Raw genomic sequence first — 23828 nt, forward strand, 5'->3', positions numbered from 1 at the left:
AATCAGCCTGCTATTACTGTGGGGCGCGATAACCTGCGTACGGCCCGTTTGGGCGAGGCCATTTCATATCAGGAGGATAGATGTCAAAACCCGCATGGATGCGTAACACCCTGGTGGCTGCGGCCTTGTTGAGTGTGTTGGCAGCGCCTGTTGTCTCAGCGCAGGATCGCACCCTGCAACTGGCCATTGGTGATGAGCCGACCGAAGGCTTTGATCCAATGCTGGGCTGGAGCCACGGCAGTTATCTGCTGTTGCACAGCCCTTTGCTCAAGCAAAACGAAGATTTGTCCTGGAGCGGTTTTCTCCTCAGCGATTATCAGGCTAGCGCGGATGGCAAGACCTGGACCCTCAAGCTCAAGCCCGACCTCAAGTTCTCCGACGGCTCGCCACTGACCGCCAAGGACGTGGCTTACACCTACAACAATGCGGCGGCCAGTGGTGGCAAGGTTGACATGGGCAACTTCCTCAAGGCCGAGGCGGTTGATCCGCTCACGGTGCGTATTGAGCTCAAGGCGCCGCAAAGCACGTTCGTCAATGTGCTCGGTTCGCTGGGGATTGTCTCGGCAGACCAATACGACGCCAAAACCTACGCGCAAAAGCCGATTGGCGCCGGGCCTTATCGGTTGGTCAGCTACCAGCCGGGTCAGCAGTTGATCGTTGAGACCAACCCGTACTACGCAGGGCAGAAGAACGATTTCAACAAACTGGTGTTTGTGTTCCTGGATGAAGACAGCGCTTTCGCTGCCGCCCAAAGCAAGCAGCTGGGTATTGTGCGCATCGCCCCTGCGCTGGCCGTGACGCCTGCCGCGGGCATGAAACTGTGGGTTCGCCCCAGTGTGGAAAACCGTGGCATCGTGATGCCAACCCTCGCGTCCGGTAAAAAAGATGCCCAGGGCTACCCGATTGGCAATGATGTGACGGCTGATGTGGCCATCCGCAAAGCCATCAACTACGCCATCAATCGCCAACTGCTTGCCGATCAGATCCTCGAAGGCCACGCGATCCCGGCCTACACCGGCGTGCAGGGTTTACCGTGGGATAACCCGGATGCGCTGTTCAAGGATGGCGATACCGACAAAGCCCGGCAGATACTGGAAGACGCAGGCTGGATTGAAAACGGCCATGGCATCCGTGAAAAAAACGGCCTGCCGGCCAAAATCACCCTGTGGTACGCCAGTGGCGATGCCACTCGCCGGGATCTGGCCCAGGCCGTGCGCTCAATGCTCAAGCCCGTGGGCATCGACGTAGACCTGAAGTCCGGCAGTTGGGAAACCGTTGAGCGCAACATGCACGCCAACCCGACCCTGTTTGGCTGGGGCAGCCTCGACCCGATGGAGCTTTACCATCACTACAGCAGCAAGGCGGCAGGCGTGGAATACTACAACCCCGGTTATTACCAGAACCCGGTTGTCGATCAGCATCTGCAGCAAGCCCTCGATGCGCCGACCTGGCAGCAGGCGGTGCCGTTCTGGCAGCAAGTGGAGTGGGACGGCAAAACCGGCGTCGGCGTTAAAGGAGATGCCGCCTGGGCCTGGTTGCTCAATGTTCAGCACACTTACCTCACCGATGAGTGCATCGATCTGGGTAAGGGCGCCCCGGAAATCCACGGTTCCTGGTCGCTACTCAACAGCGTTGATCACTGGAAGTGGACCTGCCGGTGATCCGCGGCCTATCGCTGTTTGTGCTGCGTTTGCTGGGCCTGCTGCTGGTAACGGCAGCGGGCACCTTTGCCTTGCTCAGTTTTTCTCCGGTAGACCCGATCCGGGCCTATATAGGTAACGATCTGTTGCACGTACCGCCCGAGCAATATCCATTGATTGCGGCGCGCTGGGGGCTCGATCTGCCGTTATGGGAGCGCTTTTTGCGCTGGTTCGGGCAAATGCTGCAAGGCGATTTCGGCTATTCAATGCTCTATAACGCGCCGGTCTCGCAGGTGATTGGAGAGCGTTTTGCCACCTCCTTTGCACTGCTGTTTTCGGCCTGGCTGTTTTCCGGCATCGTCGGCCTGGCCATGGGGCTGACGGCCGGGCGTTATTTGAACCGTTGGCCTGACCGCCTTATTTCGACGCTGTCCTATGTGCTGGCATCCATGCCGACGTTCTGGATTGGCCTGCTGTTGCTGTCACTGTTTGCCGTTACGCTCAACTGGGCGCCGATCTGCTGCGCCTGGACCCCCGGCAGCAATGCCGAAACCGCAACCTGGGGCGACAAGTTGCGACACTTGATCCTGCCCATGCTGGCCCTGGGTGTACTGGGCGTGGGCAATATCGCCCTGCATACCCGCTCGCGGGTGGCTGAAGTGATGAACAGCGAATTTATTCGTTTCGCCCATGCCCAGGGCGACAAAGGCTGGCCGCTGATCAACTTTCATATCCTGCGCCATGCCATCACCCCGGCCTTGTGCCTGCAATTTGCCTCGGTGGGGGAGTTGATCGGCGGTTCGTTGCTGGCTGAAAAAGTGTTCGCTTATCCAGGCCTGGGGCAGGCCACGATCGATGCCGGATTACGCGGCGATATTCCATTGTTGATGGGGATCGTGATGTTCTGTGCGGTGCTGGTATTCACCGGCAACAGCATTGCCAACGCGCTGTTACTGCGCCTTAACCGCGGGGCGGCGCGCCAGGTATGACCTACAACCCCAATCGCGCCTTGCTAAGGCTCTGCCTCTCGTTGCTGATGCTGCTGGGGTTGATCGCCTACGGTATCTCAATCATCAATATTGATGTCTCCATGGATCTGCTGGCACGGCGCCTGCCACCGTCTGCCGAGTACTGGTTTGGCACTGACAGCCTGGGCCGTGATCTGTGGCTGCGGTGTTTTCAGGGGATGACCACCAGCCTGCAGATCGGCCTGACCGCAGCGTTCAGCAGCGGTTTTCTGGCGATGCTGGCCGCCAGTCTGTGTGCGCTGAACAAAACCCTGGATTACCTGATTCGCGGGCTGATCGACAGCATGCTGGCGCTGCCGCATTTGTTGCTGCTGGTATTGATTTGCTTCACCTTGGGCGGTGGCAAGCAGGGGGTCATCCTGGCCGTGGCGCTGACCCACTGGCCACGCCTGGCCCTGATCCTGCGCGGCGAGATCCTGCGTATCCGCGAGACCGATTTTGTGATGCTCTCCCATCGCCTGGGCAACAGCAGCTTCTATCGCTGGCGTCATCACTTGTTGCCGTTGCTGATGCCGCAGTGGATCGTCGGTACCCTGTTGATGTTCCCCCACGCAGTTCTGCATTCGGCGGCGTTGAGTTTCCTGGGCTTCGGCCTGGCGCCCCATGATCCGTCATTGGGCCTGTTGCTGGCCGATGCGCTAAGGTATTTGAGCAGTGGTGCCTGGTGGCTGGCGTTTTTTCCGGGTTTGATTCTGGTGGGCCTGGTACTGGTTTTTGACCAGTTTGCACGGGCATTGCAGCAGCTCTGGATAAGGATTACCTGATGCTGAAATTCGACCGGTTTGCGATCGACGTTGCGCACTATCATTGGTTGGGCCATAAAACCTGGCATCCGCTGCTGAGCAATATCTCCCTTGAAGTACGCCCCGGAGAATTGACGGCGCTGGTGGGCTCCAGCGGCGAAGGCAAAAGCCTGCTGCTGCAAAGTGCCTTGGGCTTGCTCCCTGAAAACATGCGTTGTCGCGGCGAAATAGTGCTCGACGGGCAGGTGTTGGGGGAGGCCGGCAAGGTCAATCAGCGGGGCAAAGCCCTGTGCTATGTACCCCAGGGTGTCAACGCCCTGAACCCGCTGATCAAGGTCGGGCCGCAATTGCAGCGTGCTGCGCACTTGAGCGGGGTCAGGCTGGGGCTTGGCGATGTGGCCGAGCAGCTCACGCACTACAACCTCAAGCCAGAACTGGTGGACGAATTCCCGCGCATGTTGTCAGGGGGCATGGCCAAGCGCGTTCTGGCCAGTTGCGCGGCCTTGACTCCTGCGCGTTATATCCTCGCGGACGAGATCACCTCATGGCTGGATGACGAACATGCCTGCCAACTGTTGACCCATCTCAAGGGCTTTTGCCTGCAAGGTCGGGGGATTTTGTGGGTGACCCATGATCTGGCCCTGGCGGCGCGCTTTGCCGACAGGATCGCTGTGTTGCATCAGGGCGAGCTGCACGAAACCCTGAGTGCCCTGGAACTGCGCGAAAACGGCGGCAGCCCCTGGTTGCAGTCGTTGTGGGCAGCCTTGCCGGAACAACAGTTTTTTGCCCGGCGGGTGCCGGAATATGCTTGAGGTCCAGCAATTAAGCATTGTCCAGGATGGCCGGCAGCTCTGGGACTGTGTGTCGTTTCAGGTGCGGCCGGGGGAGCGTCAGGGCATCTCGGCGCCCAGCGGTTATGGCAAAACCACCCTGGGCCGGGTGCTGGCGCAATGGCAGTCAGCAACCTCGGGCAGCATCACCGTGGATGGCAAAGCGCTTGCGAAAAAGGGCTATTGCCCGGTGCAGCTGGTGCCGCAGCATCCTGAACAGACCTTCAACCCTTATCGCACAACGGGCGAGAGCCTGCGTGATGCCTGGTCGCCAGATGCCGCCTGGCTGGCACGCCTGGCGGTGAATCCCGGGTGGTTGGCCCGTCGCCCGGACGAATTGTCTGGCGGAGAACTGGCGCGTATCGCTTTGCTCAGGGCGCTGGATCCGCGCACCCGCTACCTGATTGCCGATGAAGTGACGGCGCAACTGGATGCGCATGTACAGGCGCAGGTGTGGCAAGTCTTGCTCGAAGAGACCAGGCGTCGGGAGCTGGGGATGATTGTGTTCAGTCACAACAAGGCGTTGTTGCAGAAGGTATGTTCGAGTATCTGGCTGCCGTAGCCTCGCACGGCTCGTCAACTGCTACGGAGCGGGCCATGCAGTTCGCAGTATTCAACCCATTCCATGCCGGCCATTTGCGCCACTTCGCGATGCACTTCAAGGCGCTGGGCCTCGAATTCTTGCGGGCTGGCGCTGGTCAATTGCAGGGTCAGCTCCCAGGCGAAAAAACCCAGACGCTCAGCCTCGGCCTCAAAGGCTTCGTTCAAGCGTTCCTGGCGATATTCCTTTATCGATTGGCCGATAGCGCGGGCGGCCAATGGGTTCAATGTCTCAAGCGCCACGACCAGTTCAGGGTGGTCACTGAGAAAGCGATCAAGTGCTTTTTGATGCCGGGTGCCGGGTTCGGTCACAACTGATTTCCTCGTAAACAGGCAGGGTGTGCTTGCCAGTGATGATGAACACCACATCAATACCGAGCAGAGTAATGGCCGCCAGATAGTCGGCGCGGGGCAAGGTGATATCGCGCTCATAGTAGCTTTGTGCATGGCGCCCTACACCCCCCGCATCCGCCAGTTGTGCCTGTGTCAGTTTCAGGCGCAAACGCTCATGTTTGAGTCGCTCACCGTATGTGTTCATAAACATCGCCTATGTCAGGCATTAAGGGTTTGAAAAAATAGTAGGCCAAATGAAGAAATTGGGAAAGATGGGCGGTGAATAACGACCCGTTTTTGTAAGCACAAGCAGGAGGGCAAAAGGCACTCCTGCCTGGCCGTGTCGCTTACAACGTCGGTTTTTTCTCCGTTTCTGGCAGGAACCAGTTCAACAGCAGGGCACAGATACCGCCTGTAGCCACACCTGACTCCAGTACGTTACGCAGAGCCGCAGGCATATGCGCCAGGAACTCTGGCACTTGCGATACGCCCAGGCCCAGCGCCAGGGACACGGCAATGATCAGCAGGGCGCGGCGGTCCAGGGTAATGCTGGCCAGAATATTGATGCCCGAAGCGGCAACGGCGCCGAACATCACCATGGCCGCACCGCCCAGTACCGGCTCAGGCACTGCCTGAATCGCACCGGCAACGCTGGGGAACAGGCCCAGCAGGATCAGCATGCCGGCAATCCACACACCGATATGGCGGCTGGCGATACCGGTGAGCTGAATGACACCGTTGTTCTGGGCAAACACCGAACTCGGGAAGGTGTTGAAGATACCCGCCAGAAACGAGTTGGCGCCGTTGACCAGCACGCCGCCCTTGATGCGCTGCATCCACACCGGGCCTTCGACCGGCTGGCGCGATACTTTGCTGGTGGCTGTGACGTCACCGATGGCTTCCAGCGACGTGACCAGGTAGATCACCAGCATGGGAATAAACAGCGCCCAGGAAAACCCCAGGCCGAAATGCAAGGGCATTGGCACCTGGAACAGCTCGGCCTGGTGCATGCCGGTGAAGTCCAGGCGGCCCAGGTAGCCTGCCAGGGCATAGCCCACGGCCAGGGCGATAACAATGGCGCAACTGCGCATCCACACCAGTGGAATACGGTTAAGGATCACGATAATGGCCAGCACCACACCCGAGAGCATCAGGTTTTCGCCGTTGGCGAACGTACCGTTGCCCATGGCCGTGAAGCCGCCGCCCATGCTGATCAGGCCGACCTTGATCAGGGTCAGGCCGATCATCAGCACCACGATGCCGGTGACCAGCGGGGTGATCATGCGTTTTACAAAAGGCAGGATGCGCGAGATACCCATTTCGACAAACGAGCCGGCAATCACCACGCCAAAGATCGCCGCCATCACGCCTTCAACCGGCGTGCCTTGCTTGACCATCAGTGCGCCGCCGGCAATCAGCGGGCCGACAAAGTTGAAACTGGTGCCCTGGACGATCAGCAGCCCGGCGCCAAAGGGGCCAAAGCGTTTGCACTGAACAAAGGTAGCGATACCGGAGATCACCAGCGACATGGAGACAATCAGGTTGGTATCACGGCTGGACACACCCAGGGCCTGGCAGATCAGCAGGCCGGGGGTGACGATCGGCACAATAATGGCCAGCAGGTGCTGCAGGGCGGCCAGAAAGGCAATCCACGGCTTGGGACGGTCTTCAAGACCTAAGACCAGCTCGCTGGTTTGGGACTCGACTTCGAGCGGGGTTTTAAGAGAGGTCATGGCGAGCGCCCTGGAAAAAAGAGCGCGATTCTACTGGTGTTGAGCCATTACGCCCAGTGTTGGATTGCGCAGGGCCTGACTTGCTGTGGGAGCGGGCTTGCTCGCGATAGCAGCCACTCGGTCTATCAGATAAACCGCGTCGCCTGCATCGCGAGCAAGCCCGCTCCCACAGTAAGGGGGGGATTACAGGTGCAACGCATGCCCCAGCGCACGCAACGCGGCTTCCTGGACGGCTTCGCCCAGGGTCGGGTGCGCGTGGATGGTGCCGGCGATGTCTTCCAGGCAGGCGCCCATTTCCAATGACTGGCCAAAGGCCGTCGACAACTCCGAAACACCGACCCCCACGGCTTGCCAACCGACAATCAGGTGATTGTCACGTCGCGCCACAACCCGCACAAAGCCGGTTTTGGCTTCCAGGGTCATGGCCCGGCCGTTGGCAGAGAACGGAAAGCTGGCGCTGATGCAGTCCAGACCGGCCTCTTGCGCCTCAACCGGGGTTTTGCCCACCACGACGATTTCGGGATCGGTAAAACACACCGCGGCAATCGCCGCAGGGCTGAACTCGCGCTGTTTGCCGGCAATGATTTCGGCAACCATCTCACCCTGGGCCATGGCCCGGTGGGCCAGCATCGGCTCGCCGGTCAGGTCACCAATCGCCCAGACATTGCGCATGCTGGTGTGGCAACGGTTGTCGACGCGAATCGCCGGGCCGTTCATGGTCAGCGCCAGCGCTTCAAGGTTGAAGCCTTGTGTACGCGGCCGACGACCCACCGCCACCAGCACCTGATCGGTTTCCAGGGTCTGGCTCTGGCCCATGCGGTCACGCATCGACAGGGTTTTGCTGCTGGCCTGGAAACCTTCGACGCTGTGCTCCAGATACAGGGTAATCCCCAGTGCCTTGAGAGATTCTGCCACGGGCAAGGTCAGGTCCTTGTCGTAAGTTGGCAGGATACGGTCACGGGCTTCAACCACCGTGACTTCGGCCCCCAGCTTGCGGTAGGCGATCCCCAGTTCCAGGCCGATATAGCCAGCGCCAACCACGGTCAGGCGTCGGGGAATGGTGGTGGGCTGCAGGGCTTCGGTGGACGAAATGATCGCCCCGCCAATGGGCAGGATCGGCAGGTCGACCGTTTGCGAGCCGGTGGCCAGCAACAGATGTTCGCATTCGATGCGCTGGCCGCCGACTTCAACCGCCTTGCCGTCGAGGATTTTGGCCCAGCCGTGAATGACCTTGACGTTGTTCTTTTTCAGCAGAGCGCCGACGCCGCTGGTCAGACGATCAACAATGGTGTTTTTCCATTGCACGCTCTGGCCGATGTCCAGGGTCGGGGCCTGGGTCTTGATCCCCAGCGGTGAAGTACCGGTGCTGTAGCGCTGGGTGGCATGGAACTGTTCGGCAACGTGGATCAGGGCCTTGGACGGGATGCAGCCGACGTTCAGGCATGTACCGCCCAGCGACTGGCCTTCGATCAGGACCGTCGGAATGCCCAGCTGGCCGGCGCGGATCGCCGCCACATAGCCGCTGGGGCCGCCGCCGATAATCAGCAGCGTGGTGTGTTGGGTTGGCTGCATGTTCACTCCACAAACAGGGTGGCAGGTTGTTCGAGCAAGCCACGCATGGCCTGGATAAATTGCGCCGCGTCCATGCCGTCGACCACACGATGGTCGAAGGAGCTGGAGAGGTTCATCATTTTGCGCACCACGATCTGGCCTTTGACCACCACCGGGCGCTCGACGATGCGGTTGACGCCAATGATCGCCACTTCGGGCAGGTTGACCACCGGTGTGCTGACAATTCCGCCCAAGGCTCCCAGGCTGGTCAGGGTGATGGTCGAGCCGGTGAGTTCCTCGCGGGTAGCCTTGCCGGTGCGTACGGCGTTGGCCAGGCGGGCGATTTCATCGGCGGCGCCCCACAGGTTGAGGGTCTCGGCATGGCGCACCACAGGCACCATCAAACCACCGTCGCTTTGCGCGGCGACGCCGATATGGGCGGCGCCAAAGCGGGTGATGATTTGCGCTTCGTCGTCGTAGCGCACGTTGATCTGCGGGAAGTCCCGCAAGGCCACGACCATGGCCCGCAGTAGAAACGGCAACAGGGTCAGTTTGCCGCGGCTGTCCCCCCATTTTTGGTTGAGCTGGGCACGCAGTTCTTCCAGGGCGGTGACGTCCACTTCCTCGACATAGCTGAAGTGTGCGGCACGGCGCTTGGCGTCCTGCATGCGTTGGGCGATCTTGCGGCGCAGGCCGATCACCGGGATCTGTTGCTCGTCGTTGCGCCTGGCGTAACCGCTGGCCGGTGCCACGCTGGTTGCGGTGTCGCGGGCCAGGTACGCATCCAGGTCGTCATGCAGGACACGGCCCGCCGGGCCGCTGCCAACCACAAAGCGCAACTCGATACCGCTATCCCAGGCGCGCTTGCGCACGGCCGGGGAGGCCAGCGGGCGCTCGTTGGCTTCACGGGCCACAGGCGCCGATCGTTGTGCCGGCGCCGCCTTGATCGGTGGGGCGGCCACCACGGCCACTTCTACGCGAGCTTGAGGGGCGGCTTTTACTACGGCGACCACAGGTTCCGCTGCAGGGCCAGCTTGCGCACTTTCACGCAGGTTGCCGGCGCCTTCGACTTCGATGCGGATCAGTTCGCTGCCCACGGCCATGACTTCGCCAGGCTGGCCACCCAGGGCCAGGACCCTGCCGGCCACGGGGGAGGGGATGTCTACCGTGGCCTTGTCGGTCATCACATCGGCGACCACCTGGTCTTCGCTGACCATGTCACCGACTTTGACAAACCATTCCACCAGTTCTACTTGCGCAATGCCTTCGCCAATGTCCGGCATCTTGATAACGTGCGTACCCATTCAGACCTCCATAACCCGTTGTAGTGCAGCACCCACTCGCGCCGGGCCGGGGAAATAGGCCCACTCCTGGGCATGGGGATAGGGGGTATCCCAGCCGGTTACGCGCTCGATCGGCGCTTCCAGGTAGTGGAAGCAGTGCTCTTGAACCAGTGCGATCAGCTCGGCGCCAAACCCGCAGGTACGGGTGGCTTCGTGAACAACAACGCAACGGCGGGTCTTTTTTACAGAGGTGACAATGGCGTCCAGGTCCAGCGGCCAGAGGCTGCGCAAGTCGATGACTTCAGCGTCGATGCCGGTTTCTTCGGCGGCGGCCTGGGCCACATAAACGGTGGTGCCGTAGGTCAGGATGGTGACTTCAGTACCGGGCCGCACGATGGCGGCGCAGTCCAGCGGGACCGTGTAGTAACCGTCGGGCACGGCGCTGGCCGGGTGCTTCATCCAGGGGGTTACCGGACGGTCGTGGTGGCCGTCGAACGGGCCGTTGTACAGGCGTTTTGGCTCGAGGAAGATCACCGGGTCATCGTTCTCGATGGCGGCAATCAGCAGGCCCTTGGCGTCGTAGGGGTTGGATGGCATCACGGTGCGCAGGCCACAGACCTGGGTAAACATGGCCTCGGGGCTCTGGCTGTGGGTCTGACCACCGTAAATCCCGCCGCCGCAGGGCATGCGGATGGTCATTGGTGCGATAAACTCGCCGGCAGAGCGGTAACGCAGGCGCGCCGCTTCAGAAACAATCTGGTCGGACGCCGGGTAGAAATAGTCGGCAAACTGGATTTCGGCCACCGGGCGCAGGCCGTAGGCACCCATGCCCACGGCGGTACCGACGATGCCACTTTCCGAGATCGGTGCGTCGAACACCCGCGAACTGCCGTACTTGGCCTGCAGGCCTTCGGTGCAGCGAAACACACCGCCGAAGTAGCCCACGTCCTGGCCAAACACCACCACGTTCTCGTCGCGCTCGAGCATCACATCCATGGCCGAGCGCAGGGCCTGGATCATCGTCATGGTGCTGGTACTCACGGCGTTCTCCATCTGAATTTTATTGTTGTCGTTCATCTGGTTATAACCCCAATTCCTGGCGTTGCCGGCGCAAATGCTCGGGCATTTCCTTGTACACGTCTTCGAACATGCTCGCGGCACTGGGTATCTGCCCGCCTGCCAGGGTGCCGAAACGCTCGGCTTCCTTTTGCGCGCCAATGATTTCCGCTTCCAGCTCGGCACTGACGGCTGCGTGCTCTTCTTCCGACCAGTTGCCGGTGGCAATCAGATGCTGCTTGAGGCGAAGAATCGGATCGCCCAGCGGGAAGTGGCTCCAGTCATCGGCCGGACGATACTTGGACGGGTCGTCGGAGGTGGAGTGCGGGCCAGCACGATAAGTGACCCATTCGATCAGGGTCGGGCCCAGGTTGCGGCGCGCGCGCTCTGCGGCCCAGGCCGAAGCGGCGTAAACGGCGATAAAGTCATTGCCGTCGACCCGCAGCGAAGCAATACCGCAGCCCACGCCGCGTCCGGCAAAGGTGGTGGACTCGCCACCGGCAATGGCCTGGAAGGTCGAAATGGCCCATTGGTTGTTGACCACGTTGAGGATCACCGGGGCGCGGTAAACGTGGGCAAAGGTGAGGGCAGTGTGGAAGTCCGATTCGGCGGTGGCGCCGTCACCGATCCAGGCCGAGGCGATTTTGGTGTCGCCCTTGATGGCCGAGGCCATGCCCCAACCAACCGCCTGTACGAATTGGGTGGCGAGGTTACCGGAAATACTGAAAAAGCCGTAGTCGCGCACCGAGTACATGATCGGCAATTGCCGACCCTTAAGCGGGTCGCGTTCGTTGGACAGCAATTGGCAGATCAGGTCGACCAGCGGCACATCACGAGCCATCAGAATGCTTTGCTGGCGGTAGGTGGGGAAGCACATGTCGTCGATGTTCAAGGCCAGGGCCTGGGCGCTGCCGATGGCTTCTTCGCCCAGGCTTTGCATATAGAACGACATTTTTTTCTGGCGCTGGGCGACCACCATGCGCGTGTCGAAAATGCGCGTCTTGAGCATGGCGCGCATGCCTTCGCGCAACACTTCGCTCGATACGCCTTCGGCCCACGGGCCAAGGGCCTGGCCCTTGTCGTCGAGCACACGGATCAGGCCTTTGGCCAGGTCTGCGGTGTCGGCAGGTTCCACATCGATCGGGGGTTTGCGCACCAGACCGGCATCGGTCAGGCGCAGGTAGCTGAAGTCGGTCTTGCAGCCTGGGCGGCCGGACGGTTCGGGAACGTGCAGGCGCAGCGGTGCATATTCATTCATGGCTTTCTCTACGCTCGATCTTGTCGTGTTTATAGGCGCGGGAGCTAGGTAGTACTGTCGAAGATCTGTCTGATAAAAACCAAGATCTTGTCCTACAACAATCATATTCCTGACGCCGAAGAATATTTCTCTGTAGTTCATTGTGCTTTGCAGCGTTTAAGGATAAGAATTCTGCATAAACATAAAAAACAGGTGCTTTTGTCTCATGCGCAAGCTAGATCGAACTGATATCGGGATTCTCAATAGCCTTCAGCAGAATGCGCGCATCACCAATGCGGACCTTGCGCGTTCGGTCAACCTGTCGCCGACGCCCTGTTTCAACCGGGTCAAGGCCATGGAAGAGCGCGGCCTGATCCGCGAGCAGGTGACCCTGCTCGACGCCGATATGCTGGGGCTGCATGTCAATGTGTTTATCCATGTGAGCCTGGAAAAACAGGTCGAGGAAGCCCTGCAGCATTTTGAAGCGGCGATATCCGATCGCCATGAAGTCATGGAGTGCTACTTGATGGCCGGCGACCCGGATTACCTGATCCGGGTGCTGGTGCCCAGCATTCAGGCGCTGGAGCGTTTCATGATGGACTTTTTGACCAAGGTGCCCGGCGTGGCCAATATCCGCTCCAGCTTCGCCCTCAAACAGGTGCGCTACAAAACTGCGCTGCCATTGCCTCCTGGCGGGCTGACGCTGGAGGAGTGAATTACACCCGCAAGCGCCAGCGCTCGTTGAAGCGCAGGTCGACCACCGCCAGTGGCTCTACGTCAATCAGGTTGAAGGAGGCAGTGCTCGCTGCCAGGGCGTGCAATATGGCAGCACGGATCACAAAAGGATGAGTCACCACGGCAAAATGACCCTCTTCGCGAAACTCGTCGAGCCAGGCGCTGACCCGCAGGCACAGGGCCTGTATCGACTCACCGCCATGGGGCGCGGCATCGGGGTTGCTGATCCAGTTGGCTAGCGCCTGGGGCATGCTTTGTTGCAGGTCTGACAGGCGCTGGCCCTGCCAGTCGCCGATATCGTAGTCGCCCAGGGCCGGGACAATCTCGATTTCGCCACCCAGTGCCTGCGCGGTTTGCAGGGTGCGGGTTTCGGGCGCGCAGAGTATGCGTACCGGCTTTTTCAGCCTGGCACTCAATTCGGCGGCCAACAGCAGGCCTTTCGGGTCAGCCGTCTCATCCAGTGCAAAGCGGCCCAGACGCTGGGCTTCTGTGCGGGCATGACAAATAAAGCTGAGGCGGGTGGGCATACCGGAATCCTTGCGGGGGAGACGTTGTGTTTGTGTTGTCTGCGCTCGCCCTTCAAATCAGTTTAGGCGAGTATTATGACCGTGTAATTCACTCTCAAGGTACTGTGCAATGGCTGCTGCTTTTTTGAAGAAAGTTCTTAATACGGCTGCGTTACTGACACTGATGACCGGGGCCGGCGCTGCGTTTGCCCATGCCCATCTGGAGCAGGCGACCCCCGCCGCCGACAGCACGGTGAACAGCGTCAACGAACTGCGCCTGGTGTTCAGTGAAGGCGTGGAGCAGGCGTTTACCCAGGTTGTGATCAGCCATGACCAGGCGCCGGTGCCGGTGAGCAGCATCAAGACCGAACCCGGCAACAAGAAAACCCTGATTGTGACACCGGCACAGCCGTTGCCGGCGGGTACCTATAACGTCAAATGGAACGCCGTGTCTGTCGATACCCACAAAAGTGCCGGCGATTACAGCTTTACGGTGAGCAACTGAGTTGATGCTCAGTGCAATGGTGATCTGCCGGTTTGTGCATTTCAGTGTGGTGTTGCTGATCTTCGGAGCCTGTGCATTCAGGCCTCTGTTGCGCGGGGCATGGCCATCCTTCGACATTGATGGCCAATTGCTCAAGGTCAACCGGGTGCTGGCCTGGGTGGCGCTGGCCAGCGGCCTTGCCTGGTTACTGTTGACCACCCACTCGATGGCAGGAAGCTGGCCTGAAACCCTGGCCCCGGCGACGTTGTGGCTGGTGTTGGGCAGTACCTTTTTCGGCCAGGTGTGGGCTTTTCATCTGCTGTTTTGCGTGCTGTTGTTGCTCGCCTTGTATGCCCGTAGCGGATTTAACCTTATCTGGTTGCTGGGTTTTCTGTTGCTGGGCACGTTGGCTCCAGTGGGTCACGGCGCGATGCTGGATGGCTGGCGCGGGCAATTGCTGATGCTTAACCAGTGGGTGCATCTGGCGTGTGTGGGGGCCTGGATCGGTGGTCTGTTGGGGTTGCAGCTTATTCTTGTGCGGCCTGTCGGTCAGGACGTGGGCGCTGTGTTGCAGCGCTTCAGCAATCTGGGGTTTATGTTGGTCGCCGGGATTATTCTTACCGGGCTGATCAATACCCGCGTGCTGACCGGTGCGCTCTGGCCTTCACCTTTGTTTGAAGGCTTCGCCCTGATTCTGTTGATCAAGGTGACCCTGGTGGGGGTGATGTTGCTGCTGGCGCTGTTCAATCTGCTGATGAGTCGTGCGGGCCGCTTCACCCTGTTGCGCAGAAGCGTTGCATTGGAATGGCTGTTTGGCTTGGCGGCAGTCGCCGCCGTGTCATTGCTGGGCACCTTGCCGCCGCTGGTGGTGTAGCGGCTGACGAGGTGCGAGGCTGCATTAAGGGCCGCAGGACTCTAAAAGTGCGGGCCCGCTACGCAGCCCTTCGCAGCTTCGTGCCTCGTAGCGGCTACAAGGCTAGACCAACAAAAACACACCCAGCAACCCGCCGAACACCAACCATTTTTCTACGTAGTAACGCGTGCGATTGCGCTTTTTCAGCTCTTTGCCGCGCAGGCGAATCTTGTATAACCGGGTAAATGCGCGGTTCAGGGCGCCGGTTTTGTCACTGGCATCGTTAGGCGAACTGGCGGATGCCATCACTGTGCGGCTGAACCACTGATTGAAGGCACTGGCCCAGCGATACTGCATCGGACGCTCGACATCGCAGAACAGGATGATGCGATTTTTATCGGTAGTGTTTTCGGCGTAATGGATAAAGGTTTCGTCAAACATCACCGCCTCGCCGTCACGCCAGGCGTAGTTCTGGCCGTCAACGTTGATATAGCAGCCTGGATCATTCGGGGTGTCCAGGCCCAGGTGAAAACGCAGCGATCCGGCGTAGGGGTCGCGGTGACGCACCAGTTTGGAGCCAGGGGGCAATTCGGCAAACATGGCGGCCTTGACCGTACCGATGCTGTTGAGCAGCTCAATGGTGCGCGGGCACAGTTCGACCGCCGAAGGGTGGTTGTCGCCATACCACTTCAGGTAAAAGCGCTTCCAGCCACTTTTGAAAAACGAGTTGAAGCCGACATCGTTGGGTTGCTCGGAACGCTTGATCTCGCCCGCCTGCATCAGGTTTCGCGCTTCTTCACGGATTTCCTGCCAGTGATCCTGCAAGGGTTGCAGTTCCGGGAAATCGGCAGGTTTGAGGTAGGGCTGGCCGGGCACTTTGGAAAACAGATACAAAAAGCAGTTGATCGGAGCCAGGAAGGAGGAGTGATCGGTCAGTTGACGCCCGAGCTTATGGCGAACCTTGCCCCGCAGGTGGACATAGGCGATGGACAAGACGTAGACAGCAATAATGATGAGTTTCAAGAGTATCTTCACAATTCAGGAGAAACGCAGCCCTGCAAACACGCACAAATGGCCCGACCTCTAGAAGAGTTATCGGGCGCTGGAGTTGCATTCCGTGAGCCTGGTTAGGGTTAAAACAGTATTTTGAATATTTTCTAACGTTTCATCATGTTTTTGCAGATGTTTTTTACAGTCTTTAGTCCTGTTGTGGGCAGGCCTATAGTCGTATTTGCATGTAGGGGAATTCTTTTTCGATCAATGAAAACCATTTTCGCCCAATAAACGATCAATTTCGCCAGCGCCCGGCGCTGTGGCAGGCCCCCGACGGGTCACGGCGATTGCCGCTGCTGCATTGGCCCGTTGCGCCGCTTGCGGTGCGGGATGCCCGGCCGCCAATGCGGCAATCAGCACGCCTGTATGAGCATCCCCGGCACCATTGCTGTCGATGCACTGCACCTTGAACCCGGCGATGTGTTGCTGACCGTGGCGGTCACTGATCCAGCAGCCTTGCGGGCCGTCGCGCACAACCGCAAGGCAGTGTGTGGGCAGGCGTGCGCTCAGGGCAGGCAGGGCGTCGGTCAGTGTGGGGGCATGGGTAAAACTCAGCGCTTCGGCAGTGTTGCCGGTCCACAGGTTCAGGCGCGGGAGCAGGGCGTCGAGCAGTTGCGGGTCAATATCGGTCAGTAACGGGCCGGGATCGAAGGTCACCTGGACACTCTGCGCCAGGCCCTGTATCCACTGCAAAAGCGGCCTCGCCTTGCCGACATGGAGCAGGCTGTAACCGCTGACATAGAGATGGTCGTCGGGCTGCACGCTGACGTGCGCGAGGTCGTGGGCAGACAACCCGCCTTCGGCACCAATGCAGGAAATAAAAGTACGCTCGGCGCTGGCTTCGGTGAGTGCGACGCACAGCCCGGTGTCTTTATGCGGGTCTACTGGCAGGGTCATGTGTATGCCCTCGGCGTGCATGGCCTGGCGAGCCATGTCACCGAACTGTCCCTGACCATGACGCCCCAGGTACACACTCTGCAGGCCGTTGCGCTGGGCAGCGGCCATTACGTTGAACCCGCCACCGGCGTGAAAGCTGGCGCTGTGGGCCAGCGCGTCGCCGCCGGAGGCGGGCAGTGTGTCCAGGCTCATGGCCAGATCGATGATCACCTGGCCTGTGTGCAGCAATCTAGGCATGGGCGCTGTCCTGTGCTGGCAGGCGGCGGTCTCTGGCGCCGCCCAGCAGCGCATACAGGCCGCCAGCCACGATGAAAGTCACGACCCAGCCGAGGCCATTGTGGCCCAGCCAGGAATCGGCGAGCGGGCCGGTAAACCAGTCGGCATCGTTGCTGCCAACCCGGGTAAAGCATAACCCCAGCAGCAGGGCCACGGCCCAGGCACTCAAGGCCCGCCATTCGATGCCGCCGCTGTACCAGTAGGCGCTGCTGGGGCTGACGTTGAGCAAGTCGTTGGCGCTGTAGCAGTGACGGTGCAGCAGGTCGACGACAAAAATCGCTACCCAGGCGGTAATCGGAATGGCAGTGAGTGAAATAAAGGTGATGAAAGGGCCGTAAAAGCTGTCGGCAAACAGCATGAAGTAAATCGAACCACAGAAAATCGCCACGATATCCACGACGACGGCCTGCACCCGCTTGATTCTTACACCCAGGGTCAGGGTGGTGAGGCCGGCCGAATAGACGGACAGATGATTGGACAGCAACAGGCCGCCAAAGGCGCTGACCAGGTAGGGAACCGCCATCCAGGAGGGCAGCAGGCTGCGGATTGCTGCAATGGGGTCGGTTGCGGATGCCAGTGCGTGGTTGCCGACCGTCAGCAACCCCCCCAGAGTGATCAGCAGAACCAGTGGAATCCCTGCGCCCCAGGCTGCGCTGGCCACCAGTTGCGCGGCGCTGACGCTGGATTTTTGGTAGCGCGACATGTCAGCCCCGGCGTTGGCCCAACCGATACCGGTGCCCGCGGCCATGATGCCAATCCCGATAATCACGGCGCTGACGGGTGCCGGGCTGGCGCTGAAGACGCCTGGCCAGTCGATGGTGGCGCACAGAAAACCGCCGACCAGCAGGTTGAGCGCGCCGAACACATAAGTTGCCCACTTCTGGATCAGCAGCAGCGTGGCGTGGCCCAGGCCTGAAACCGCAAGGGTCAGCAGGGTGAAGAGGGCGATAAACACCAGGGTGAGCACCGGTGCGCTTTTGGCTTCGGTGGGGGTATTGAACAGGATTGAAGACAAGGCCAGCAGCACAAATGCCGCGGTGGTGGTGTTTACGGTTTCCCAGCCGACACGGGAAATCAGTGAAACCAGCGTAGGACCTATATTGCCCCGTACGCCGAATATAGCTCGCGATAGGGTCAGGCTTGGTGCTCGGCCCCGTCGACCGGCGATGGAGATGACGCCGACCAGGGCGAACGAGCCGCCAGCCCCGATCAAGGCGACGATGACCACCTGCCAGATGGCCAGTTGATGGAAGGCCACCAGCGTGGCGCCCAGTGGCAGGCCGAGGATGCTGATATTGGCAGCAAACCATACCCAGAACAGCTGCCCGGGGTTGCCGTTGCACTCGTTTTCGGGAACCGGCTCGATGCCGCGTGTTTCCAGTTGCCCGGCACTGTGCCCGGGGTCAGGGGAAGTCATGGCGTATGGCTCCTGATGCGCTTGTTATCGTTGTCGCAGGCTGTGTGTGGCGCTGACTTTGTGCCAGGCCCGTCGTGTTGCTGTCCATGGCAGGTTTTTTACGCAAGGCGCAGGGCTAACAGATCGCGTGCCAGAGGCTGCAGATGCAGGTCGTTGACCCTTGTGATCTGTTCGATCAGTGTCGCGGGCCACTGTTGCATTCCTCCACAGGCACCAAGCATGGCGCCGAGGATGGCGGCAATGGTGTCGGTGTCGCCACCGATGCTGGCGGCCATGCACAGGGCATCGAAACGGTTCAGCCCTGCGCTGGCCACGCGTTGGGCAAGGGCAAAGGCGACTACTACGGACTCCTGGGAGGCGACCGAAGTGCCAATCACGTCATAGAGCAGGTCGCCAAAATTGTCGGGGTTGCACTCGCTGCTGGCCTGCCTGGCCCAGCGAATACGCGGGCCGATGCGGCCCCCGGCAACCCAGTGACCCTGGTGTTCGGCGATAAAGGCCATTTCAGTGCCAGCATTGAGGGCGTGCTCAAGTTTTTTACCGTTTATGCCACTGGAGATGACGGCGGCCACTGCGGCTGCGCTGGCAATCCCCAGGCTGGTGTTGTGCGTCACCTGGCACGCCTGAACCACACAATGGATGAAGCGTTCCGGCTGGTTGATATCGCTGGCGATACCTACCGGAGCAATGCGCATGGCCGCGCCGTTGGTGGTGCCGTAGCGGCCCGATTCGGTGGGGCTGTGGCCAGCGAGGATCATCTCGATTGCGCGCTTGGTTGATGGCCCCAGAAGGTCCTGGGAACCCTTGGCCCGCATGCCGGACTCCCAACTGATCAGGCGCCGGGCAAGCTGGTGGGGGTCAATATTGCCTTTGCCTTCAACCAGCAGTTGGCCGACCAGTATTGCCTGCTCGGTATCGTCGGTGATTGAGCCCGCGGGCATATTTGGCGCAATGGGTTGATCGGCCGGGGCATTTTCAAGGGTTGTAATGCGCCCGAAGCGGGCCTGGATCTGTCCGCGACTGAACGATTGGGTCGGCATGCCCAGCGCATCACCCAGGGCCAGGCCGTACAGTGCGCCAAGGGCGAGATCCGGCTGCGTCATGTTGGCGTGCCAAATGAGTGGTACATGCGAAAGTGCACAGGATCCAGCCAGCTCTCGACCATTTCCATAAAGCGTCCTTGGCGGTCGTAGGTGGTGCGCAGGGCTTTGAGAAAAACCGTGCCGGCGGGGCGGCCGAGCAATAGTGCGTCTTCTTCATCGAGCGGCTCGGCGCCAATCCATTGGTCGCCACGATCACCGACAAAGCCATAGGCCGCCAGCGTAATGGTGAGCGAGTCGTCAATCAGCCCTATACGTGGCAGACCTTCCAGGCCACCTGTTGCGGGCACGAACGAGCGTTCCAGAGAAATCGCAGTGCCATCATCGCGGCGACGGCGGCGCTCAAGGATCACGAACTGGCTCAAGCCGAAGCGATGCAGGAGGTCCGCACGCTCTATGGCCTCGAGTCGCAGTAGCTCGGTGTGGATACGGGCGCCGGTGTTGGCCAGGGCCTGTGTCCAGCCGTTGTTTTGGTCGAGCGTAATACCGTCGTAGGTGACGATGGCGCCGCCCTCGGTGCGTTTGGCAATGTATTTTCGCTTTTCCAGTTCGGCCAGTGCTGCTCGCAACGTACTGTGGCTGACACGCAGTTCTTGAGCCAATTGGTCTGCTTCCGGCAGCAGGTGACCGTCTGCCAGAAGCCCGCTTTCGATACGGTGGACGAGTTCGTCTACCACCCGTTGTTTTTTATTGAATCGAACCTGTTTGATCATGCCGAAAGTAATAGCTCAGCATTGTCGGTTCGGCAATATTCGCCCTCTGAATCCAGTCGGACAATGATTGGCCGAAAGCGAACGTCGAAGGGCAGGGACAGCACCTTGAACCGCAGTTTTAACCAGGGCTCAAGGCGGGTGCAGGCAGGGGGGATTTTAACTGCAGGCTTTGAGGTTGACCGGGCCGACGAATTCGTTGCCACGGCCCATCACGCAGGCCACCGCCTGATTGCGCTGGCGCTCCCAGGCTTGAACCGGGTAGGTTTTGTTCCAGGCTTCGTAAAGCTGGCGGTCCTGCCTGGACAGACGCAAGTTGTATTGCTTGCTCATGTAAAAGTAGGTGCGCGCGATCATCCCGCGAATGGAGGGGCGGGGCATGACCTTTTTGGATTTGAAATCGACTTGTGTCAGGCACGAACCATATTGGCCTTTTTGCTCGGGCAACCAGCCAAAACTGAAATTGCTGCGGTCCCCGTTGACCTCGCCGATGCTGGGTACCAGGTTGTGCAAGTCGGCTTCAGCAACTTTGAACACCGGGTCATTGCGGGTGCAGTTTTTTCGCCCGCCACTTTGCCAGCATTGGCGCTGATGGCCGATCTGCCAGGCGGGAACGATATGTTCCCACTCGATGCGTGCGGCACGGTTGGCATTTTTGCGCGGGATATAACCGCAGGCTTTCAGATCGACGCGGTTGCCGGTGTATTTGCAACCGCAGTAGAACTCGGTGGACTGCGGCGCGTAGAGCTTCCAGGCAACCTTCTTGGCTTCGCTGAAGGTGTTCGGGGCCGCGGCCTGTGCGCTTGCAACGGTGAAAAGACCGAGCAGTACCAGTAAACAAACCCTCATTGACTCAGTCTTCCTCAAGCACGGTCCAGAAAACATTCACGCCGCCATCATCGCGATGGGCGACAGTGACGTTATCGTTTTCAGAAATTTCTTCCAGCAGGCGTTCCCAGAACTCAGGGTTATCGCCTTCGAGTCGCTCAAGCACCGCCATTTTGTCTTTTTGAGCTTTTGGCGAGCTGATGATTTTTTGTATACGTGTGCCGAAAATTTCATAGGGGCTTGGCGGAGTCGGCTCTTTTGCTGCTTTTTTAGCCATGATGCAATCCTTGGTGTGCTGTATGCGCATACAGTATTTAACTGCGCCACATTTGGCAACTGTTTGGTGCAACTGCCGGTTGTGCCGCAGCTTTTGTCCGACCAATAAAAAGGCCGCCTCCCATAGGGGAGGCGGCCTTGCTTATTCAGCGCGCCAAGGCGTCAAGCAAGCACTCAGTATTCCCAGAAGATGCGCTGCAGCTCTTTGCTGTCCTGGGTCTTGGTCAGGGCGACCATGGCCAGGATGCGGGCTTTCTGCGGGTTCAGGTCATGGGCAACAACCCAGTCGTTTTTGTCGTCAGGCTGTTCTGCGTTACGCAGTACGAAACCGCCGCTGTTTACGTGGGAAGAACGAATGATTTGTACGCCATCCTTACGCAGGGCTTGCAAGGTCGGCACCACGCTGGAGGACACTGAACCGTTGCCGGTACCCGCGTGGATGATGGCTTTGGCACCGGATTGGGCCAGCGCTTTATAGGCGGTGTCGTCCACATTGCCGTAGGAGTAGGCGATGCCAACGTTTGGCAGGCTCTTGATGTTCTTGATGTCGAACTCGGAGTCCATGGTGTGGCGCTTGGCTGGCAAGCGGAACCAGTAGGACTTGCCTTCAACGACCATGCCCAGCGGACCCCACGGGCTTTTGAAGGCTTCGGTCTTGATGTTGATCATTTTGCTGACATCACGGCCCGACTGGATTTCGTCGTTCATGGTGACCAGCACGCCTTTGCCGCGCGCATCTTTGCTGCCGGCAACGGCAACGGCGTTGTACAGGTTCAGCATGCCGTCAGCCGACATGGCGGTGCCCGGACGCATGGAGCCGACCACCACGATGGGCTTGTCGGTTTTTTCGACCAGGTTCAGGAAATAGGCGGTTTCTTCGAGGGTGTCGGTACCGTGGGTGATAACGATGCCATCAACGTCGTTGCTGTCAGCCAGTTCGGCGACCCGGCGGCCCAATTGCAGCAGGTTTTCGTTGGTGATGCTCTCGGATGCAATTTGCATCACTTGCTCGCCACGCACATTGGCCAGTTGGCTTAGCTCAGGGACGCCGGCGATCAATTTGTCGATACCGACTTTAGCGGCCGTGTAAGTGGCGCTGTTGGCAGCGCTGGCACCTGCACCGGCGATAGTGCCGCCAGTGGCGAGGATGATGACGTTGGGCTTGGTGACAGCCTCTTGCGCTTGAGCGGTCGGCAGTGCCAGCAGCAGGGCCAGTGCGCCCGGAACAAAAGTTTTCAAAACAGCATTTTTCATTGTTTTTTCTCTTATTAGTGAGTATGCCGATGACTGCACACTTTGCTCGGCATGTGCCATTTATTGACCATGCATAGAGACTGGAAAGCACTATTTGTGCCACTAAGCGAAGTTTCTCGGGGAGCACACAACGTATTGATTTATGGGTCTTTATTTCCACGATCCGCTTTCTGGAAAAGAAACCGGACGGTTTTCCGAACAGAAGCGTTTTTTTTGTTCGGAGAGTCGAATATCGATGTGTCTGATCGCGTTTTTTTTCACATTGACAAATAACAGGTGGCTTTCCATAGTGAGGGTCTAGCAAACGTTTGCGCCGTTTTCTTGAGTCTGTATTTCTGGCAGTCAGGCATGACCTGATGCCAGTCACCCAGCTTTTGGCGCTCAGGCGTGTGCGAGCAGGACGTTGCTCACAATAATCATAAGATCGGAGTTGCCCCCATGAAGCTGCCATTTGCTGGACGCCTTCTTGCTGTCGCCATGCTGGCTGCGGCATCCCTTACCCTCCCTGTCGCCAATGCCGATACGCCACAAAAACCCAAAGTCGGCCTGGTCATGAAGTCCTTGGCAAACGAGTTCTTTGTCACCATGCAAAAGGGTGGCGAGGATTATCAAAAGGCCAATGCCGCCAGTTTCGACCTGATTTCCAACGGGATCAAAAATGAAACGGACACTGCGGGCCAGATCGACATCATCAATCAGATGATCATCGCCAAGGTCGATGCGCTGGTGATTGCGCCCGCAGACTCCAAGGCGCTGGTGTCTGCCATCAAAAAGGCCAGTGACCGTGGCATTGTGGTGGTCAATATCGACAACCAGCTCGACCCCCAGGTGCTGAAAAGCAAAGGGCTCGAAGTACCCTTTGTGGGGCCCAACAACAGGCAGGGGGCTCGTGAGGTCGGCGAGTACCTGGCCACCAGGCTCAAGGCCGGTGATGAGGTCGGGATCATCGAGGGTGTATCGACCACGACCAATGCGCAAATGCGCACAGCGGGTTTCACGGATGCGATGAACGCTGCCGGGATGAAGATTGTGCCGGTGCAGTCGGGCAATTGGGAAATCGACGGTGGCAACAAGGTTGCGGCGGGCATGCTCAGCGAGTATCCAAACCTCAAGGCCATCCTGGCGGGCAATGACAGCATGGCGCTGGGCGCGGTGTCGGCTATCCGGGCTGCAGGCAAGGTCGGCAAGGTGCAAGTGGTCGGCTATGACAACATCGATGCGATAAAACCCATGCTCAAGGATGGCCGTGTGCTGGCAACGGCCGATCAGGCTGCCGCCAAACAGGCGGTTTATGGCATCGAAACGGCGCTCAAGCTGGTCAAAAAAGAACCGGTTGAAAACCTCAAGGACGGTGTCATCGATACCCCTGTCGAACTGGTCATCAACAAGTAATCCCACTCGCTGT

General features: G+C 59.4%; 25 protein-coding genes. 9 read left to right on the forward strand and 16 right to left on the reverse strand.

The window, feature by feature from the left end:
- The first annotated feature begins 80 nt into the window (after nt 1–80).
- The 5 genes from EQV96_RS20775 to EQV96_RS20795 are packed head-to-tail and all read left to right on the forward strand — an operon-like array spanning nt 81 to nt 4803.
- Nucleotides 81–1661 carry an ABC transporter substrate-binding protein gene (locus EQV96_RS20775; RefSeq protein ID WP_240882317.1) on the forward strand — a complete coding sequence of 527 codons (1581 nt, stop codon included), beginning with the start codon at nt 81–83 and terminating at the stop codon, nt 1659–1661.
- Entirely contained in the window at nt 1658–2629 is a 972-nt protein-coding gene (locus EQV96_RS20780) for an ABC transporter permease (protein WP_232527677.1), read from the forward strand. Before EQV96_RS20775 ends, EQV96_RS20780 begins: the two co-directional genes overlap by 4 nt.
- Nucleotides 2626–3432: an ABC transporter permease gene (locus EQV96_RS20785; protein ID WP_095002003.1), complete on the forward strand. Its 807-nt coding sequence runs from the start codon at nt 2626–2628 to the stop codon at nt 3430–3432. Before EQV96_RS20780 ends, EQV96_RS20785 begins: the two co-directional genes overlap by 4 nt.
- On the forward strand, nt 3432–4223 hold the full coding sequence (locus EQV96_RS20790; protein WP_095002002.1) for an ATP-binding cassette domain-containing protein: 792 nt from the start codon (nt 3432–3434) through the stop codon (nt 4221–4223). Before EQV96_RS20785 ends, EQV96_RS20790 begins: the two co-directional genes overlap by 1 nt.
- Nucleotides 4216–4803, forward strand: coding sequence for an ATP-binding cassette domain-containing protein (locus EQV96_RS20795; RefSeq protein WP_095002001.1), 588 nt, complete (start codon nt 4216–4218; stop codon nt 4801–4803). Before EQV96_RS20790 ends, EQV96_RS20795 begins: the two co-directional genes overlap by 8 nt.
- 14 nt (nt 4804–4817) lie before the next feature.
- Here EQV96_RS20795 and EQV96_RS20800 read toward each other — a convergent pair whose 3' ends face one another.
- The 7 genes from EQV96_RS20800 to EQV96_RS20830 form a co-directional block, all read right to left on the reverse strand.
- Nucleotides 4818–5153 (reverse strand): DUF6388 family protein, encoded by a 336-nt coding sequence (locus EQV96_RS20800; protein WP_095002000.1) that lies wholly within the window; start codon nt 5151–5153, stop codon nt 4818–4820.
- On the reverse strand, nt 5116–5379 hold the full coding sequence (locus tag EQV96_RS20805; RefSeq protein ID WP_095020774.1) for a helix-turn-helix transcriptional regulator: 264 nt from the start codon (nt 5377–5379) through the stop codon (nt 5116–5118). Before EQV96_RS20805 ends, EQV96_RS20800 begins: the two co-directional genes overlap by 38 nt.
- Before the next feature lie 142 nt (nt 5380–5521).
- Nucleotides 5522–6907, reverse strand: a complete 1386-nt coding sequence (locus EQV96_RS20810; protein ID WP_133144986.1) for a uracil-xanthine permease family protein — start codon at nt 6905–6907, stop codon at nt 5522–5524.
- 183 nt (nt 6908–7090) lie between these two features.
- On the reverse strand, nt 7091–8479 hold the full coding sequence (gene lpdA, locus EQV96_RS20815; protein WP_240882318.1) for a dihydrolipoyl dehydrogenase: 1389 nt from the start codon (nt 8477–8479) through the stop codon (nt 7091–7093).
- 2 nt (nt 8480–8481) lie between these two features.
- Complete coding sequence (locus EQV96_RS20820) at nt 8482–9762, reverse strand: dihydrolipoamide acetyltransferase family protein (protein WP_138738237.1); 1281 nt, start codon at nt 9760–9762, stop codon at nt 8482–8484.
- The gene (locus EQV96_RS20825) at nt 9763–10818 is read right to left on the reverse strand and encodes an alpha-ketoacid dehydrogenase subunit beta (protein ID WP_240882319.1); all 1056 of its coding nucleotides are present in this window, start codon (nt 10816–10818) and stop codon (nt 9763–9765) included.
- A 4-nt stretch (nt 10819–10822) separates the two neighbouring features.
- Nucleotides 10823–12055, reverse strand: a complete 1233-nt coding sequence (locus EQV96_RS20830; RefSeq protein WP_095018567.1) for a 3-methyl-2-oxobutanoate dehydrogenase (2-methylpropanoyl-transferring) subunit alpha — start codon at nt 12053–12055, stop codon at nt 10823–10825.
- Nucleotides 12056–12260: 205 nt separating this feature from the next.
- On the opposite strand from EQV96_RS20830, the gene bkdR reads away from it, so the two are divergent.
- Nucleotides 12261–12749, forward strand: a complete 489-nt coding sequence (bkdR, locus tag EQV96_RS20835; protein ID WP_016781430.1) for a Bkd operon transcriptional regulator BkdR — start codon at nt 12261–12263, stop codon at nt 12747–12749.
- 1 nt (nt 12750) lies between these two features.
- Here the strand turns inward: bkdR and EQV96_RS20840 are convergent, their stop codons facing one another.
- Nucleotides 12751–13296, reverse strand: coding sequence for a histidine phosphatase family protein (locus EQV96_RS20840; protein WP_240882320.1), 546 nt, complete (start codon nt 13294–13296; stop codon nt 12751–12753).
- A gap of 109 nt (nt 13297–13405) precedes the next feature.
- Here EQV96_RS20840 and copC point away from each other — a divergent pair, with 109 nt between their 5' ends.
- Both copC and copD read left to right on the forward strand, forming a co-directional pair.
- Nucleotides 13406–13780 carry a copper homeostasis periplasmic binding protein CopC gene (gene copC, locus EQV96_RS20845; protein WP_095001993.1) on the forward strand — a complete coding sequence of 125 codons (375 nt, stop codon included), beginning with the start codon at nt 13406–13408 and terminating at the stop codon, nt 13778–13780.
- A 4-nt stretch (nt 13781–13784) separates the two neighbouring features.
- Complete coding sequence (gene copD, locus EQV96_RS20850; RefSeq protein WP_095018569.1) at nt 13785–14633, forward strand: copper homeostasis membrane protein CopD; 849 nt, start codon at nt 13785–13787, stop codon at nt 14631–14633.
- Between the two features lie 102 nt (nt 14634–14735).
- On the opposite strand, the gene lpxO is transcribed toward copD, so the two are convergent.
- The 8 genes from lpxO to EQV96_RS20890 all read right to left on the reverse strand — a co-directional run bounded on the left by lpxO (nt 14736) and on the right by EQV96_RS20890 (nt 22423).
- Nucleotides 14736–15635: a lipid A hydroxylase LpxO gene (gene lpxO / locus EQV96_RS20855; RefSeq protein WP_095001991.1), complete on the reverse strand. Its 900-nt coding sequence runs from the start codon at nt 15633–15635 to the stop codon at nt 14736–14738.
- A 234-nt stretch (nt 15636–15869) separates the two neighbouring features.
- Complete coding sequence (locus EQV96_RS20860; protein ID WP_095018570.1) at nt 15870–16799, reverse strand: PfkB family carbohydrate kinase; 930 nt, start codon at nt 16797–16799, stop codon at nt 15870–15872.
- Nucleotides 16792–18255, reverse strand: a complete 1464-nt coding sequence (locus EQV96_RS20865) for a cytosine permease (RefSeq protein ID WP_095001989.1) — start codon at nt 18253–18255, stop codon at nt 16792–16794. The genes EQV96_RS20860 and EQV96_RS20865 overlap by 8 nt, the downstream gene beginning before the upstream one ends.
- A gap of 98 nt (nt 18256–18353) precedes the next feature.
- Nucleotides 18354–19358, reverse strand: coding sequence for an ADP-ribosylglycohydrolase family protein (locus EQV96_RS20870; RefSeq protein WP_095001988.1), 1005 nt, complete (start codon nt 19356–19358; stop codon nt 18354–18356).
- Nucleotides 19355–20068 (reverse strand): GntR family transcriptional regulator, encoded by a 714-nt coding sequence (locus EQV96_RS20875; RefSeq protein ID WP_095018572.1) that lies wholly within the window; start codon nt 20066–20068, stop codon nt 19355–19357. The genes EQV96_RS20870 and EQV96_RS20875 overlap by 4 nt, the downstream gene beginning before the upstream one ends.
- Nucleotides 20069–20224: 156 nt before the next feature.
- Nucleotides 20225–20914, reverse strand: a complete 690-nt coding sequence (locus EQV96_RS20880) for an endonuclease I family protein (RefSeq protein ID WP_095020767.1) — start codon at nt 20912–20914, stop codon at nt 20225–20227.
- A gap of 4 nt (nt 20915–20918) precedes the next feature.
- Entirely contained in the window at nt 20919–21170 is a 252-nt protein-coding gene (locus tag EQV96_RS20885; RefSeq protein ID WP_095001985.1) for a DUF1654 domain-containing protein, read from the reverse strand.
- Between the two features lie 173 nt (nt 21171–21343).
- Nucleotides 21344–22423: an asparaginase gene (locus tag EQV96_RS20890; RefSeq protein WP_095001984.1), complete on the reverse strand. Its 1080-nt coding sequence runs from the start codon at nt 22421–22423 to the stop codon at nt 21344–21346.
- Between the two features lie 438 nt (nt 22424–22861).
- Here EQV96_RS20890 and EQV96_RS20895 point away from each other — a divergent pair, with 438 nt between their 5' ends.
- Nucleotides 22862–23815, forward strand: coding sequence for a sugar ABC transporter substrate-binding protein (locus EQV96_RS20895; RefSeq protein WP_095001983.1), 954 nt, complete (start codon nt 22862–22864; stop codon nt 23813–23815).
- Nucleotides 23816–23828: the final 13 nt, after the last annotated feature.

Origin of the sequence: Pseudomonas sp. TMW22080, assembly GCF_022496745.1 — a bacterium.
In the GTDB taxonomy this organism is placed as follows: Bacteria; Pseudomonadota; Gammaproteobacteria; order Pseudomonadales; family Pseudomonadaceae; genus Aquipseudomonas; species Aquipseudomonas bubulae.